Below are 15,295 nucleotides of genomic sequence, written 5' to 3' on the forward strand. Positions count from 1 at the left end.
GCAGGTCGGTGAGGGCGCGGGCTACGGGGGCGCGACTGGCGGCGCGGGTGGGGCGGCGGCCGGCGCGCACGTCGGCCCCCAGCTCGCGCAGGGCGCGGAGGGCGGGCAGGTAGAAGCCCGGCCGGGTGAGGGCCGCACCGGCCAGCACAGTGCCGGCCTGGTCGAGCACAGCGGCATCGGCGGGGCGGGTGGGCTGGCCGTTATCGGCCGCCGCCAGCCAGCGCAGGGCGGCGCGGATGGCGGGCTGGGGGTTGGGGGCGGGCAGGTTTTGCTGGCGTTGGGGCACGGCAGCCCCGGCCAGCTCACCGGTGAGGCGCAGGGTGGCCTCGGGCATGGGCGGCGGGCTGAAACCGGCTTTCTTGACGAAGGCACGGGTTTGCTGCTGCACCTGCTTAAGCAGGCGCAGGGCGCGGTACTCGTAGGGGAGGGCCTCGCGGAGCTGGCCGGTGCGCAGGCGCAGCTCGGCGGCCCACATCTGGTCGAGCACGGCGCGGAGCTTGGCTTTCACGGCGGGCTCCAGGAAATCGGCCGTTTCGGCGTCGTCGTGCTTGTGGATGTATGGGTCCATCAGGGCATCGGTTTCGGCGGTGGGTGATGCCTTGGCCGGCGATGTGGGCGGGGCGGTGTGGTCGTGGTGGTCGTCGGGCTCGGGCGCTTCGGCGGTGGGGACGGCGGGCGCGTCCTCGTCCTCGGCGATGGGCGAATGCTGCGCCTCCGCGCCGATGCCGGCTTCGGCTTCTTCGCCCATAAACTTGCCGTAGCGCAGGCGCAGGCTTTGCTGGTCGAAGCCCAGGGCATTGGCCCGGCTGGCCACGGTGGCCGCGTCGAGCTTGGGTTTTTCGGCGATGAGCTTTTCGGTATCGATGATAATCTGGCGCTCGCTGCGGAAGTAGGCGGGGGCCACTTTCACGCCCATGCCCATGTCAATGGCCCCGTCGGCCACGGCGGTGTCCTGCCACTGCACGAGGTAGGAATCGGTGCGGGCGGTGTGGCCGTTGCTGTCGCGGGCCGTGAGGTAGAAGTAGAGCTCGTCGCCATAGGTGAGGCCCAGCTTGGGAAGATTCAGCACGCTGCCGATGCTGGCCTGAGACCCGCCCAGCCCCGCGCTCAAATCGCGCCGCACTTCGCGGAACTTCACCGCCTCGCCCTGCCCTTGGGCCACGGTGATGACTAGCTCGGCCCGGCTTAGCCCATAGTCATCGTGCGCCGTGGCGCGGATGGGTACCTCCGGCCGCTGGCCCAGCGCTGCCACCAGCGTGTAAGGCTTTGGCGTGACGATGCGCAGCACTGGCGCCAGGTCGGGCCGCACGTCGATGGCGTAATCATCCGAAACTGTGCCCGCGTAGCGCAGCCGGTACAGCGTGGAGGAATTCAAAACCAATTCGATGGCAAATATGCCCGGCTGCCCGGCCACGGGTTGCATCCGCCGCCGCTGCGTTCCCAATTCCAATTCGGGCGCGGGCTGGCGGCCGCTCACGCGCACCCGCCAGCGCACCCGCGCCCCCTGCGGACATTGGAACGAGGCTTGGGCGGGCGCGAATTCCGCCAGATGAGTGTAGGCCGGCGGTGTTACCAGCAGCGTGGTTTCGGTAATGCGGGGCGGTGCTGATGCTACATTTGCTGGCTGCCGGGCATCGGGAGTGAAGTGCATCGCCACCGCCGATGACTTTGTCGTTGGTCGGGTTTGTGGTAGTAAAAAGAGTATCGCCGCTCCCAGAAGCAGCGTGGCGCTTAGCAGCAAAGGCCTCTTAAGAGAAACCGGCAGCAGAGCCGGGCCGTCGGCCATTTGCTGCGCCAGCTGCCGGGCCACCCGCCGGAACTGCAACTGCCCCAAAAACGACAAGCTGGCCGGGCTTTGCATCAGCAGGCCGGTGCTGTCCTGCAACTCGGGAAACTGCCGGTCGAGCTGCCGGGCGACGGTAGCGCGGTCCAGCCGCTGCAACGGCAGCAGCCGCCACACCGCTGCTATCAGCAGGCCCATTAAGGCTAACCCTGGCCAGATTAGGGATATGCCAGGCCAGTGGTGAACCAACGCCGCCAACAAGCCGCCAGCCGCCAGTAATGGCACCAGTCCGGCCGCGCCATAGCGAATGGCGTAGCTCCGCCGCACCGCCTGCAGTTGGGCGGCGGCCTGGCCTTGCGCGCTGAACAGGCTGGTTTCGGTTGAGTTATCGACGGTTTGCATCATCCCGCAGCAGGTAATATAATTTCTGCCTGCCGCCGGGCCAGCAGGCGTTCGAGCAGCAGCAGCAGTCCCGCCAGTAGCACCAGCCAGGGGCGCAGGTCGGTGGTGCGGAACGATGGTTGGGCATTGGCGGTAATCGGTTTGGCCGGGATGGCCGAAGCCGTGGGCAACTGCGCTGAGGCCAGTGCCCGGCGGTCGTGTGCGGCTTCGGCCTCGGCCAGCCGTGTTCGGTTTCGGTCAATGTTGGCGGTTGGTTCTGGTTGCAGCAGTTCCAGCAGGCGGGCGGGGAGCTGCGGGTCGTCGGCCAGCCCGCTCCAGGTTGGGTTCAGGCGGGTATGAAGCTGATACACGGAGCCCCGGCCCAGCCGCTGGCGGGAGAGGACGGGCCAGCCCTGGCCATCGGCCCAAACCGTTTCGCTGCCTTGCAGGGCGGGGCTGTTTCTCCGGCGAAATACGCTTATGTCAGTGGCTGCCGCATCAGCCGCAGCCAGGCGTGCGGTGTCGGCCACACCCGGCGCAGCGGCCTCCTGCCAAAGCTGGCGGGCGTGGCCGGCCACGTCTTCCCGCCAGCTGGCCGGCAAGGGTTCATCCGAAAGCCAGAACGTCCAATGCGCAGTCAGGTGCGCTGGGCGCGTTTTGGCGCGGCGTAGCAGGGGCTGCAAAAGAAGCCCGGGCGCGGCCGCCCGCAGGCCCGCTTCCAGGTAGCGGGCATCAGCCGCATATTCCGGCGAGTCATAAATTTCGATGACTTGGGGCGCTACTTCAAGGCCGATTTCATCAATGAGCTGTGGCGTTCTATCAGCCGGAATGATTACCAGATATTGGCCGCCGTTTTTGTTCGGTTTAAAGCGCACCGGGGCCAGCCCGGCTACCCGAAACGGTTGCCCGTCGTGCCGCGCTAGTACCTTTTTTCGCTGGTAGGTTGTTTGTGTTTCGCTGCTCCGGCCCACCAGCAGTTGCAGGCTGTCGCCCTCCTGCCCGGCCGCCCCCAGCCAGGCAGCAGTTGTGGTATCGGGCAGGGCCTGCCAGGTCACGGCCCCCGGCAGCGGCGCATGGCTACCCTGGAAGTTGCGTAGCGCGGCACCCGTCACCACAAAAAGCGGCTGGCCCGGGAAAGCGTCGGCCGCCTGTTGCACCCGCGCCCAGGCAAACTCCTGGCTGCGAGGCTGAGTAGTAGCCAAAGCAGCCATGGAATCAGCAGTCGCCCAGGATTGACTGGCCTTTATGCGCTGCCACATTCCGCCCGGCACTCGGGGAAAACCGGCCTCCAGCCAGCGCAGCGCATAGCCTCTGCGGCGAAGTGAATCGATAGTCGGTCTCAGGCCCGCCAGTGCCGGCAAGCCAACTGCCTCGGCACTGAGCAGTACCACACCCCGGCTGGTGGGCAGCGCTGTGCGCCATACCGGGCCGGCCACCGCCATGGCCAGCACGGCCAACAGTGCGGCACGCAGCAGCAGCAGCCAGAATTGCTCCAGCTTCAGGTTGCGCAGGCGGCGATTAGCGCCCGCGACCAGCCAGCGCAGGCTGCCCACGGCTACTTCGCGGCCCGGCCGGCGGTTCCAGAGATGAATGGCTACCGGCACCAGCAAGCCCAGGAGGGCCAGCAGCGCGATAGGGTTGAGCAGGGTGAACAATGGGTAATGGAATCAGAATCGCGACAACAGACGGTAAAACAGCGGCGAAGGTGGCTTGCAGGTTAACTGCCAAGGTTGCGCCGCCTGATAAACTCCCGCATCGCGGCATCCAGCGGCTGCGAGGTGTCCAAAAGGTGATAATCGAAGCCCTGGCGGCGGGCCTGCCGGGCCGTCTCCTGCAGCCACGCCTCCAACTGCTTTTGGTAGGCGGCGCGCTGCTGGCTGGCATCGATTTGCAGGGTATGGCCGGTCTCCAAATCCCGAAAGGTGACCGAGGCTTGATAACTGAATTTTAGCTCGTTATGCGCCATTAGGTGCAGCAGCAATACATCGCCGCTGGTGGCGCGCAGGCGCGTGAGCAGGGTGTTGATTTCGGTGCCTTCCTCATACAAATCAGTCACGCACACCGTCAGGGCGCGTTGCCGCCGCGCCGTGAGCTGGGCCAGCGTGCCGGTGCCGGGAAAGTGGCCGGTGGCTTCAGTCGTTTCCAGCGCGTGGTAGAGGCGCGGGAGCTGGCGGGCATCGGCGCGGGGCGGCAGGTGCTGCAAGCCGGCGGGATGGAGGATGGTGAGGCCCACAGCATCGCCCTGCTGGGTGGCGAGGTAGGCCAGCGCGCCGAGCAGCAGCCGGGCATAGTCGAGCTTGGTGAGGCCATTGTCGTCGCGGTGATTCATGCTGGCGCTGGCATCAAGCAGCAGGTGCACGGTCAGGCTGGTGTCGATTTCCGACTCTCTCAGGTAGTATCTATCCGAGCGGGCGGCCAGTCGCCAGTCGAGGCGGCGCAGGTCGTCGCCGGGCTGGTAGGGGCGGTACTGGCTGAACTCCATGCCCGCGCCGTGCCGCCGGCTGGCGTGCGCGCCGTTGAGGAAGCCCTCAGCCGCTTGCCGGGCGGCGAGGGACAGGTTGCGCAGGCCGTGCAGGAGTTCGGGAGTGAGCATGAAGTAGCGCGGACTTTTAGTCCGCGAATCGAACGATTTAGAAAGTAATATCCACTCGCGGACTAAAAGCCCGCGCTACGCTACACCAGCACCGCTTTCAGTAGCTCCGCCACCGCATCATCCGGTGTCAGGTTCTCGGCTTCGGCGTTGAAATTCAGCAGTACCCGGTGCCGCAGCACCGGCGGGGCCAGCGTGCGGATATCTTCCAAAGTAGCAGCGAAGCGGCCGTGCAGCAACGCCCGCGCCTTAGCGCAGAGAATGAGCGCCTGCCCGGCGCGCGGCCCCGCGCCCCAGCGCCCGTATTCCTTGATAAACTTCACCTCCGAAGTAGCCGGGCGGGTGGCGCGCACCAGCCGGTTCACAAAATCCATGAGCTCGGGGCTGAGGCTCACCTGCCGCACCAATGCCTGCAATGCCCGAATATCGGCCCCGCCCAGCACCGGCTGCACCGCCTGACCGGCTGCGCCGGTGGTGCCGCGCAATACCGCCAGCTCCTCCTCGGCCGTGGGGTAGCCGATGCGCACGTACAGCAAAAACCGGTCAAGCTGGGCCTCGGGCAGGGGGTAGGTGCCGCTTTGCTCGATGGGGTTTTGGGTGGCCAGCAGGAAGAACGGCTTGGGCAGCGCGTGCTCCTGCCCGGCATAGGTGACGTGGCCTTCCTGCATGGCCTCCAGCAGGGCGGCCTGGGTTTTGGGCGGCGTCCGGTTGATTTCATCAGCCAGCACCAGGCTGGCGAAAATCGGCCCGGGATTGAACTTGAACGAGCGGCGGCCCGTGCCGTGGTCTTCCTCCAAAACTTCGGTGCCGAGAATATCCGTCGGCATCAAATCGGGCGTGAACTGGATGCGGCGGAAGGGCAAATCCGTGGCGGCGGCCAGCGTGCGCACCAGCAGCGTTTTAGCCAGGCCGGGCACGCCTTCGAGCAGCGCGTGGCCGCCGGCCAGCAGCGCCACCAGCACTTCATCGAGCACCGTTTCCTGGCCCACGATGACCTTGGCGATTTCGGCCTTGAGCACCGGCAGTTTGGCGAGGAGCGTGTTTACTTCTTGTTCGGTCATTCGGCGGTGTATCAGAAGGGAGAAAAATGCGTCATGCTGAGCGCAGCCGAAGCATCTCGCGTGGGGTAGTAATTCTTTTGTTCGAAGATTAAATTAGTGGTGGCACGCGAGATGCTTCGGCTGCGCTCAGCATGACGTTTCCCTGTCGTTCAAGTGAGTGCATACAGCAAGATATTCACCCCAAACTTCGTGTTGTCCTCCGCCAGAAAGCGCTTGTTGCGGAAGTCGTAGTCCCACTCGCAGCCGTAGTCTTTGTTGGAATACAGTACGCCGATGCGGCCCTTGACTTCGATGGCTTTCAGGTAGTCGTGCACGAGGTCGTCACCCCAGCCATTCAACTCAAAACCCGTGTTGGGTGGGCCATCTTTGAAGGTGAAAAATTGGGAGTAAATCGGGTGGGTTTTGGGGATTTTCTTCAGGGCGCCGCTGCCAAAGCACTGGCGCATCTGCTCCTCAAAAGAGCGGGCGAACAGGCCGTCGATATCGTGGTTGCAGTCGTCCACGAATACGAAGCCGCCGTTGCGCACGTACTGGATAAAGTTCTGTTTCTCAGTGCTTGAAAATTGCACCAGCCGGTGCCCCGAGAGGTAGCAAAATGGGTAGTTGAACAGCTCCGGACTATCCAGGGCCACCACTTTTTCCTTGGGGTCGACGGGCACTTTGGTGTACTGCACCAGCGAGTGCAGTAGGTTGGCGGGCATGCGCTCGTCCACCGCGTCCCAGTCGCCGGAGTGATATTTCAGGCGCACAAAAGTGAAAGGAGCAGCGGGCACGGCAGAATGGTAGCAGCGAAGGAAAAACGAAGAAAAGCCAACGGGCGCTAGCGCGATAGTCGGGCTGGAAATAAATCGGTTGCGCGAAGCGTTGAAATCAGGCGCAATAAAACATGCGCGTAAACTGAACCGCAACCTTTTGCCGGCCTCCAACTGTATTAAACCGGATACTTCCGGCACGACCGTTGCCGAAGCTACGCCTGAAATCCGAGATGGCTCCTGCCCATTGCCCTCATTCTATATCCATTATTTTCTATGAAAAAGCTGCTGATAATCGCATTGCTGAGCTTTGGACTGATGCCGCTGGCGCACGCGCAATTTGGCATCAAGGGCGGGCTGAACGTGGCGGAAATGACCGGCCGCGACGGTGAAAGCGCCTCTTACAAACCGTTTTACCACGTCGGGATTTTCTATCAGGCTAACATCCTCGGGCCGCTATCCATCCAGCCTGAGGTGCAGTATTCAGTGGCCGGCGGCAACCTGAAATCAGCCTTCACCAATTATGACAGCGAATTGCACTACCTCACCGTGCCCATCCTGGCCAAGCTCACCGTGGGGCCGGTGTTCGTGGAAGCCGGGCCGCAATACGGTATCCTGCTCAGTGCCAACCAGTCGGGCACTATGCAGGTGGGCTTCACCGACAAAGGCACGCCGGCCTACGGCAACCAGTCGCGGGCGGCCAGCAGCGAATTCAAAAGCAGTGATTTTAGCGTGGTAGGCGGCGTGGGCTTGAAACTGGCCAGTGGCTTCTCGCTGGGCGGCCGCCTCGTGGCGGGCCTGAATGACATCAACGATGCCAAAAACCTGTCCGGCATCAATGACCCGCGCCTGCAAAATCGCGTGTTTCAGGTGTACGCCGCGCTCCGGTTTGGCGGGCGGAAGTAGCGTGGACTCTGCGAGTCCGCGAGTGAGCGTAGCGAGCATTAGGCGTATGGCACGGTCCCAGATGTTCGCTACGCTCACTCGCGGACTCGCAGAGTCCACGCTACAGTTCTAAATCGCGTCCGACAGGCTCGTGAACGTGAAGTCCCGGATTTTTAGCGGTGGAATCAGGCAGCCTGCCAGGCGCTGGGGCCGGCCGATGGCCTCGATATTATTCAGCATGATAATCGGGCTTTCGTTGAAGCGCAGGTTCTTGATGGGGAATTTGATGGCCCCATTTTCGATGTAAAAAGTTCCGTCGCGGGTGAGGCCGGTGTAGAGCAGCGTCTGCGGGTCGACTTCGCGGATATACCATAAGCGCGTGACCAGGATGCCTTTGGCGGTGCTTTTGATGAGCTCGGCGGTGCTCTGGGTGCCGCCCGCCATGATGAAGCCGCTGGGGAAAGCCGTGGCCGCTACCTTGTTTTTCTCGGCCCAGAAGCGCGAGTAGTACAGCTGCTTCACCACGCCTTTTTCAATCCAGCTCAGGCGCTTGGTGGGCAGGCCGTCGCCGTCGAAGGCGCTGCCGGGCACCTCGGCGTTCATGGGGTCGGAGTAGATGTTGATGCGCTCATCGAACAGTTTCTCACCCTTGCGGTTGCCGCCGCCTTTTTTGGTCATGAAGCTGCGGCCTTCATCAGCTGAGCGGGCATCCAGCCCATACATCAGCCCGCCGAGCAACGACAAATCGCCGCCGTCCATTAGCGCAGCCGGCTCCAGAATCACGGTGTACTTGCCGGGCTCGATGGCTTTGGCATTCACCGAGCCCAGGGCCTTGTCGGCGGCGCGTTGCGTCAGGGCTTTGGCATTGAGCTTGGCGGGGTCCGTCACGTCGGCAATGGCGTAGCCCGAGCCGCGCCCATCGGCGGTGCGCACCGTCACCGAAAAGTCGGTGTTGGTCGACTGCTGATAGGCTTCGAGGCCCTTGGAATTTCGGATGGCCTGGAACCGGGTGCCGCCGTCGAGGAAGCCGGCGGCGGTCAGGTTTTTGGCGGCGCACAGGGCCATGCTGTCGGCGGCGGCCTGGGCGCGGGTGGCGGCCGTGAGCAGTGTGGTGGCCGTGGAGGGCGGGCTCACGTAGGTTTGCGGGCCGAGCAGGGGCACGTACTCGGGGCTTTCGGGGGCGAGCTTCGCAATTTCCTCGGCCCGCTGCACGCAGCGTTTCAGGGTGGCGTCGTCGAACTCGTTGCAGGTAGCAATGCCACTGCGCTTGCCGAAGCGGCTTTCGACCACCAGCGAGATGGAATTCTGGGCACCGGCCGTGCTCACGCTGTTGCGGGCGTAGCGGATGTTACCGGTGGTGCGCCCGTTCAGCGACACCGCGCACTCGTCGGCGGTGCTGTAGCTGAGGACTTTTTTGAGTAATGCCTGGGCTTCGTCTTTGGAGAGAATGGCCATGATGATTTGCAGAAATGTGGGGAAGGGAAGGGCTAAACTTTGCGGGCCGTGTTGATGACGTTCACGCCATTAAAGCGCGTGGTGGCCGAGCCGTGGCTCACCGACGACACTTGGGCGGGCTGGCCTTTGCCGTCGAAGAATGTGCCGAACAGGCGGTAGTCCGACTGGTCGCACGAGCCGGCGCAGGCTCCCCAGAATTCCTGGGTGTTCGACTGGTAGGCCACGTCCTCCAGTTGCTCGGTGATTTTGCCCTTCTCGATGGCGAAAAACAGCTGCCCGCCAAACTGGAAGTTGAAGCGCTGCTGGTCGATGGAGAATGAGCCGGCGCCAGCGATGTAAATGCCCTTGTCCACGCCTTTCACCATTTCGTCAGGGCTCATTTTGGCGGTGCCGGGGCGCAGGCTCACGTTGGGCATCCGCTGGAACTGAACGTCTTCCCAGCTCTGGGCGTAGGCACAGCCATCCGATTCCTTCTGGCCCACGATGTGCGCCTGGTCCCTGATTTTCTGGTAGTTCACCAGCTTGCCTTCCTTGATGAGGTCCCACTCGCGGGTTTTCACGCCCTCGTCGTCGTAGCCCACGTTGCCCACCGAGCCGGGCTGCAGCTTGTCGGCCACGATGTTGACTTCCTTCGAGCCGTAGGGCAGGTTTTTGGCCTTCCATTCCAGCGTGGCGAAGCTGGTGCCGGCGAAGTTGGCCTCGTAACCCAGCACGCGGTCCAGCTCCGTGGGGTGGCCGACGGATTCGTGAATCGTCAAGCCCAGATGCCCGGGGTCGAGCACTAAATCATACTTGCCGGGCGTCACTGATTTCATCGTCAGCTTGGCCTTAGCCTGCTTGCCGGCCAGCGCCGCATCGGCCAGCATATCGTAGCGCAGCTTATAGCCGATGGTATCGGTGCCCTGCGGGCCGCGCACCTGCTCGGCCACGTTGGGCGTGAGGTACTCAAAGCCCAGGCCCACCGGCGCGCTCAGCGACTCCCGCGAGCGGAATTTGCCCGACTTAGTATCCACCGCTGTGGCCGAGAATGTGGGCCAGAGGCGGTGAATATCCTGGTCGATGTAGGAGCCGTCGGTGCTGGCGAAATACTTCTGCTCGTTCACCTGAAACAGCGCCGAGTTGATGTAGTTGGCTCCCGCATCGAGCGCAGCGGCGTTGGCGGCCAGCAGCAAGTCCACTTTTTGCTTAATCGGTACCTCGAAGGCGCTTTGCTGAATGGGCGTTTTCCAGCTCACTTCGCCGTAGCCAGTTTGCGGCGCCAACTGCACGGGCTCCTTCATCACCAGCTTGTTGGCCTTGGCGATGCTCACGGCCTCGCGGGCGGTGGCGGCTAGGTTGGCCTCCGTTACCACGCTCGTGGAGGCGAAGCCCCAGCAGCCGCCCACCAGCACGCGGATGCCCACACCGTAGCTCTCGGTACTCACGATGTTCTGCACCTGCTTCTCGCGGGTGAACACATACTGGTTCAGCGAGCGGCCGATACGGACGTCGGCGTAGTCGGCCCCGGCGGCTTTGGCGGCGTTCAGGGCCGCGTCGGCTAGGCGCTTTTTCACGATGACATCAGTGCCCGGCTCCAGCAGGCGGGCGGGGTCCACGGGCGTGTGGCCAAAGCCCGGCAGGCTCGGCAGAAACAGGGCTCCGGTGGCAAGGCTGGTAAGGCCCACAAAGTCGCGTCTTTTCATATGGTGCAGAGAAAAAGGTGAAAATGTAGCGTGGACTTTTAGTCCGCGAGTGAATAGAGTAAATGCAGGCTGTTGCGTACTCGCGGACTAAAAGTCCGCGCTACAAACTACGGCGTGAGCATGGTGCCGAAAGCGCCTTTCTGCTCGAAGGATTTCATGACCTGTTCTTCCAGCGGGGTGCGTTTCACCACCGGGTTGTTCTGCCAGAAAGCGGGGTCGTAGGTGCTTTGCTTGATGGCCGCCAAATCGGTCACGCCGCCTTTGGCCGGGGCGTAGGCCACGCCCATTTCGGGCGTGGAACGGCTGCTGTAGAAATAGGTAAATGACGAAGCCTCAATGGGTAGGTTGCTTTTCAGCGGCCGGCTCAGGGAGGCCTGATAGTTGACTTTCAGGTACTCCAGGGCTGCCGCGCCGCCCGCCACCGGCCGGAACACCCATTCCACCCGCGTCAGCTCGTCGTGAAATTTGAACATCGGGTTGTTCGACCGGGTATTGAAGGCGGTGGTTTCGAGCCGCAGCCGCAGAATCTGGTGCGTAGCTTCGTCAATCACCACGCTGCCCTGTCGGGTGCGAGCGGCGGCATCCTTGTTCACGAAGCTGATTTCCGCGAGCTGCTGCGCGCCGTTCTGCGTCAGGCCCACCAGCTTCAACTGGTAATTGGCGGCCGTATGCAGGCCGATAACGCCCTTGAAGCTGGTGCTGTCATCGGCAGCATCGAAGAAGGTGATGGCCTTGGTATAGAACGAAAAATCATTGAAGGACAGCAGCGCTTTCTTCTTAGCAAAACGCCCCTGCGCCAGCGCCGAGCCTTCGACCCGGGCGTTGCTGGTTTGGGCGTGCCACACCATTTCCTGCACCTCGGTGGGGTCACCGTCGAGCCTGGTTATCTGGCGGTAGAAAGCCTGACTGTAATTCTTCTGGCCGTTGGTGCGGCGCAGCTCGCGGTAGGCCTGCTTGATGAGCTCCTCGGTATAAGTGCCCGTGGTCACTTCGGGCAGCTCTACCGCCGCCGGTTGCAGGCGCACCAGCAGCGGGGCCGTGGCGGCGGTCACGGCCACCGTATCGCGCCGGTGGCCCAGCTCCGAAACCGCCAGGCGGCCCGGCAGCGGCATTTTTAGCTCAAATTCGCCCTCGGCATTGCTGGTGGTGCCGGCCGTGGAATTGAGCACCGAAATGCTGGCGTAGGGCACCGGCTGGCCGGTGGCAGCATCCAGAATTTTACCAGTAAGGCGCTGTTGCGCGGCTACGGGCCGGATAACCGTAGCCAGCACCAAGCCAGCGAGTAGAGAAAATTTCATCGCAGAAAGTAGGAGAGGAGGCCGCAAGATAGGCGCAGAGAATTTGCGTCCAAGCGGGCAGATGCGATGGGCCGCCACGCGGTTGTCCGCGACTGATTTTCGAACCAAAAAAATCCCCCGGCCTGAATGGGCCGGGGGATTATGAATTGTTGCCTACACCGCGTCCGACAAGCTCGTGAACGTGAAGTCCCGAATCTTGAGCGGCGGCACCAAATTGCCATTCAACCGCACCGGCTTGCCGATGGCCTCCAGGTTATTCAGCATAATCACCGGGCTTTCATTGAAGCGGAAGTTCTTCACCGGGAACTTGATTTGGCCGTTTTCAATGTAAAAAGTCCCGTCCCGCGTGAGGCCAGTGAAGAGCAGTGTCTGTGGGTCGACGGGGCGGATGTACCACAGGCGCGTCACCAAAATACCTTTCGCAGTGCCCTTGATGAGGTCGGCGGTGCTTTGGGTGCCGCCTTCCATAATCCAGCCGTTGGGGCGGGGCAGGTCGGGGATGCCGGCCTTCTGGGCCCAGTAGCGCGAGGAGTAGAGGTTCTTCACCACGCCCTTCTCAATCCAGGTGGTGCGCTGCTGCGGCCGGCCGTCGTTGCTGAAGGTGAGGTCGCTGATTTCCGGGTTCAGCGGGTCGGAATAAATGGTTACCCGCTCATCGAACAGCTTTTCGCCCTTGCGGTTGCCACCGCCCTTCTTGCTCAGAAAGCTGCGCCCTTCGTCGGCATTACGAGCATCGAGGCTCTGCATGAGCGCGCCGATGAGCGAAGTATCCACATTGGAAAGCAGCGCGTTCGGCTCCAGAATTACGGTGTACTTGCCGGGCTCGATGGCCCGCGCCTTCATTGAAGAAGCCGCTTTATCGGCCGCGATTTTGGTGAAGCGGGCCGCGTCCATCTTGGCGGCGTCCACATAATCACCCGAGGCATAGCCCGAGCCGGTGCCGTCGGGCGTGCGCACCGTCACCGAAAACGTGACGTTGCTCACTTGCTGATAAGCCTCCAGCCCCTTGGAGTTACGTTTGGCCACGAAGCCGTGCGAATCATCCAGAAAAGCGGCCGAGCTGAGCTTGCGCTGGTCGCACAGCGCCATGCTGGCCCCGATTTGCGCGGCCCGGTAGTCGGGCGTGATGCCTGCCGTGGCCGCCACGTACGAGTGGCTGCCATCGAGATACTGCTGGGGCCCGAGCAGCGGCATATACTCCGGCGACTCGGGCGCGAGGCGGGCAATTTCTTCGGCCCGCTGCACGCAGCGGCGCAGGGTAGCCTCGTCGAATTCGTTGCAGGTAGCCACGCCGGCGCGCTTGCCGAAGCGGCTTTCCACGGCCAGAGAGGTATTATCGCTCGCCCCGGCGGTGCTGATGGAGTTGCGGGCCGAGCGCACATTGCCGCCGATGTTGCCGCTGAGCGTGGCGTCGCACTCGTCGGCAGTGCTGAAGCTGAGGACTTTCTTAAGTATCGTTTGGGCTTCGTCTTTGGAGAGAATGGCCATGATGTTGAGTCGTTGAGTTGGGGGAACAAACTCCCCTCCTTACCAAGGAGGGGACACTGGCGCGAAGCGTCAGCTGGGGTGGTTGTGGGCGTCCAAATCGTTAGGGTGAAATATTTCCGCACTCGTTCAACGCCACTACCACCCCCGTTTTCGCTGGCGCGAAAACATCCCCTCCTTGGTAAGGAGGGGAGTGATGTGCTACCCGAGTTTGCGGGCCGTGTTTATCACATTCACGCCATTGAACCGCGTGGTGCTGCTGCCGTGGCTCACCGCTGAGCTCTGGCTGGGCTGGCCCTTACCGTCGTTGAAAGCGCCGAAGAAACGGAAGTCACTTTCGTCGCACGAGGCTACGCAGCTGTTCCAGAATTCCTGGGTATTGGCCTGGTAGGCCACGTCTTCCAGCATTTCGGTGATTTTGCCTTTCTCGATGGCGTAGAACACCTGGCCGCCAAACTGGAAGTTGTAGCGCTGCTGGTCGATGGAGAATGAGCCATTGCCGGCGATGTAAATGCCCTTATCGACCTTGCTCACCAGCTCGTCCACGCTCAGCTTGTCCTTGCCGGGCTGCAGGCTCACGTTGGGCATGCGCTGGAACTGCACGTCCTGCCAGCTCTGCGAGTAGCAGCAGCCGTCCGACTCCTTCTGGCCCACCATGTGCGCCTGGTCGCGGATTTTCTCGTAGTCCACCAGGCGGCCTTCCTTAATAAGGTCCCAGCGCTTGGTTTTCACGCCCTCGTCGTCGTAGCCCACCGCGCCCAGCGTGCCGGGCGTCACCTTATCGGCCACGATGTTCACTGCCTTCGAGCCGTAGGGCAGGCCCTTGGCCTTCCACTCGAGCGTGGCAAAGCTGGTACCGGCGTAGTTGGCCTCGTAGCCCAGCACGCGGTCCAATTCCAGCGGGTGGCCGACGGATTCGTGAATGGTCAGGCCCAGGTGGCCGGGGTCGAGCACGAGGTCGTACTTGCCGGGCACTACTGATTTGGCAGTCAGCTTCTGCTTCACCTGCTTGGCGGCCGAGGCCACGTCTTCCAGCATGTCGTAGCTGTATTTGTAGCCGATGATGTCGGAGCCGGTGGGGCCGGCCACTTTGTCGGCGGCTTTGGGCGTGAGGTACTCGTAGCCCATACCCACGGGCGAGCTCATGGCCTGCCGCGAACGGAACTTGCCGCTGGCCCGGTCGATGGCCGTGACGCCAAACGTGGGCCAGATGCGATGAATATCCTGGTCAATATAAGAGCCGTCGGTGCTGGCGAAATACTTCTGCTCGTTCACCTGAAATAGCACCGAGTTGATGAACGACACGCCCAAATCCAGCGCCTTGGCATTCACGCCCAGCAGCAAATCCACCTTGTCCTTGATGGGCACCTCAAACGCATTCTGCTGAATGGGGGCTTTCCAGGTTACTTCGCCGTAGCCGCTTTGTGGGGCCAGCTGCACCTTTTCCTTCTGCACTTTCGAGTTGGCCTTGGCAATCTGCACGGCCAGCTGGGCGGCTTTGGCAATGCCTGCCTCGGTCACGTTGTTGGTCGAGGCAAAGCCCCAGGTGCCGTTGGCAATCACGCGAATGCCCACGCCGTAGCTCTCGGTGCTGGCAATGTTCTGCACCTGCTTTTCCCGGGTGAAAATGCCTTGATTGAGGTAGCGGCCAATGCGCACGTCGGCGTAGCTGGCCCCGGCGGCTTTGGCGGCGTTCAGGCCGGCATCGGCGAGGCGTTTTTTCTGGGCCGCGTCGGCCCCGGGCTCCAGCAGGCGGGCGGGGTCCACAAGTGTTCCGCCGAAACTAGGCAGGCTGGGGAGGAAGAGGGCCCCAGCCGCCAGGCCGGAGAGTCCCACAAAGTCGCGTCTTTTCATAAGGTGAGATGTAGCGCGGCCTTTTATCCGCGAGTGGTTTGCATGGAAAAAAATCACGTTCAATTCGCG

At 62.7% G+C, this 15,295-nt stretch carries 11 protein-coding genes; 1 reads left to right on the forward strand and 10 read right to left on the reverse strand.

The genetic code is table 11. The features are described from left to right. The 5 genes from AAFH49_RS02095 to AAFH49_RS02115 form a co-directional block, all read right to left on the reverse strand. A partial coding sequence (locus AAFH49_RS02095; protein ID WP_342295628.1) for a hypothetical protein occupies positions 1–2,188 on the reverse strand: 2,188 nt, incomplete at its 3' end. Next, entirely contained in the window at positions 2,185–3,819 is a 1,635-nt protein-coding gene (locus AAFH49_RS02100) for a BatA domain-containing protein (protein WP_342295629.1), read from the reverse strand. The genes AAFH49_RS02095 and AAFH49_RS02100, both read right to left, overlap by 4 nt. A gap of 62 nt (positions 3,820–3,881) precedes the next feature. After that, on the reverse strand, positions 3,882–4,757 hold the full coding sequence (locus AAFH49_RS02105) for a DUF58 domain-containing protein (protein WP_342295631.1): 876 nt from the start codon (positions 4,755–4,757) through the stop codon (positions 3,882–3,884). 80 nt (positions 4,758–4,837) lie between these two features. Continuing rightward, positions 4,838–5,815, reverse strand: a complete 978-nt coding sequence (locus tag AAFH49_RS02110; RefSeq protein ID WP_342295633.1) for an AAA family ATPase — start codon at positions 5,813–5,815, stop codon at positions 4,838–4,840. A gap of 149 nt (positions 5,816–5,964) precedes the next feature. Further along, on the reverse strand, positions 5,965–6,588 hold the full coding sequence (locus AAFH49_RS02115) for a DUF4159 domain-containing protein (protein WP_342295634.1): 624 nt from the start codon (positions 6,586–6,588) through the stop codon (positions 5,965–5,967). Between the two features lie 255 nt (positions 6,589–6,843). Here AAFH49_RS02115 and AAFH49_RS02120 point away from each other — a divergent pair, with 255 nt between their 5' ends. Beyond that, the gene (locus tag AAFH49_RS02120; RefSeq protein WP_342295636.1) at positions 6,844–7,473 is read left to right on the forward strand and encodes a porin family protein; all 630 of its coding nucleotides are present in this window, start codon (positions 6,844–6,846) and stop codon (positions 7,471–7,473) included. A 108-nt stretch (positions 7,474–7,581) separates the two neighbouring features. Here the strand turns inward: AAFH49_RS02120 and AAFH49_RS02125 are convergent, their stop codons facing one another. The 5 genes from AAFH49_RS02125 to AAFH49_RS02145 form a co-directional block, all read right to left on the reverse strand. Further along, entirely contained in the window at positions 7,582–8,907 is a 1,326-nt protein-coding gene (locus AAFH49_RS02125; protein ID WP_342295638.1) for a TldD/PmbA family protein, read from the reverse strand. A 32-nt stretch (positions 8,908–8,939) separates the two neighbouring features. Beyond that, positions 8,940–10,589 carry a TldD/PmbA family protein gene (locus AAFH49_RS02130; protein ID WP_342295640.1) on the reverse strand — a complete coding sequence of 550 codons (1,650 nt, stop codon included), beginning with the start codon at positions 10,587–10,589 and terminating at the stop codon, positions 8,940–8,942. A 107-nt stretch (positions 10,590–10,696) separates the two neighbouring features. Further along, positions 10,697–11,887, reverse strand: a complete 1,191-nt coding sequence (locus AAFH49_RS02135; protein WP_342295641.1) for a carboxypeptidase-like regulatory domain-containing protein — start codon at positions 11,885–11,887, stop codon at positions 10,697–10,699. Between the two features lie 153 nt (positions 11,888–12,040). Continuing rightward, a complete protein-coding gene (locus tag AAFH49_RS02140; protein WP_342295642.1) occupies positions 12,041–13,375 on the reverse strand; it encodes a TldD/PmbA family protein in 1,335 nt (444 codons plus the stop codon). Positions 13,376–13,573: 198 nt separating this feature from the next. Next, the gene (locus AAFH49_RS02145) at positions 13,574–15,226 is read right to left on the reverse strand and encodes a TldD/PmbA family protein (protein WP_342295643.1); all 1,653 of its coding nucleotides are present in this window, start codon (positions 15,224–15,226) and stop codon (positions 13,574–13,576) included. Between the last annotated feature and the right edge of the window lie 69 nt (positions 15,227–15,295).

The sequence above is a fragment of the Hymenobacter segetis genome (genome assembly GCF_038448715.1).
In the GTDB taxonomy this organism is placed as follows: Bacteria; Bacteroidota; Bacteroidia; order Cytophagales; family Hymenobacteraceae; genus Hymenobacter; species Hymenobacter segetis.

Coding starts and splice junctions, on each gene's coding strand:
- AAFH49_RS02105 (WP_342295631.1), bottom strand. CDS start 4,757: ATGCTCACTCCCGAACTCCTGCACGGCCTGCGCAACCTGTCCCTCGCC.
- AAFH49_RS02110 (WP_342295633.1), bottom strand. CDS start 5,815: ATGACCGAACAAGAAGTAAACACGCTCCTCGCCAAACTGCCGGTGCTC.
- AAFH49_RS02120 (WP_342295636.1), top strand. CDS start 6,844: ATGAAAAAGCTGCTGATAATCGCATTGCTGAGCTTTGGACTGATGCCG.
- AAFH49_RS02125 (WP_342295638.1), bottom strand. CDS start 8,907: ATGGCCATTCTCTCCAAAGACGAAGCCCAGGCATTACTCAAAAAAGTC.
- AAFH49_RS02130 (WP_342295640.1), bottom strand. CDS start 10,589: ATGAAAAGACGCGACTTTGTGGGCCTTACCAGCCTTGCCACCGGAGCC.
- AAFH49_RS02135 (WP_342295641.1), bottom strand. CDS start 11,887: ATGAAATTTTCTCTACTCGCTGGCTTGGTGCTGGCTACGGTTATCCGG.
- AAFH49_RS02140 (WP_342295642.1), bottom strand. CDS start 13,375: ATGGCCATTCTCTCCAAAGACGAAGCCCAAACGATACTTAAGAAAGTC.
- AAFH49_RS02145 (WP_342295643.1), bottom strand. CDS start 15,226: ATGAAAAGACGCGACTTTGTGGGACTCTCCGGCCTGGCGGCTGGGGCC.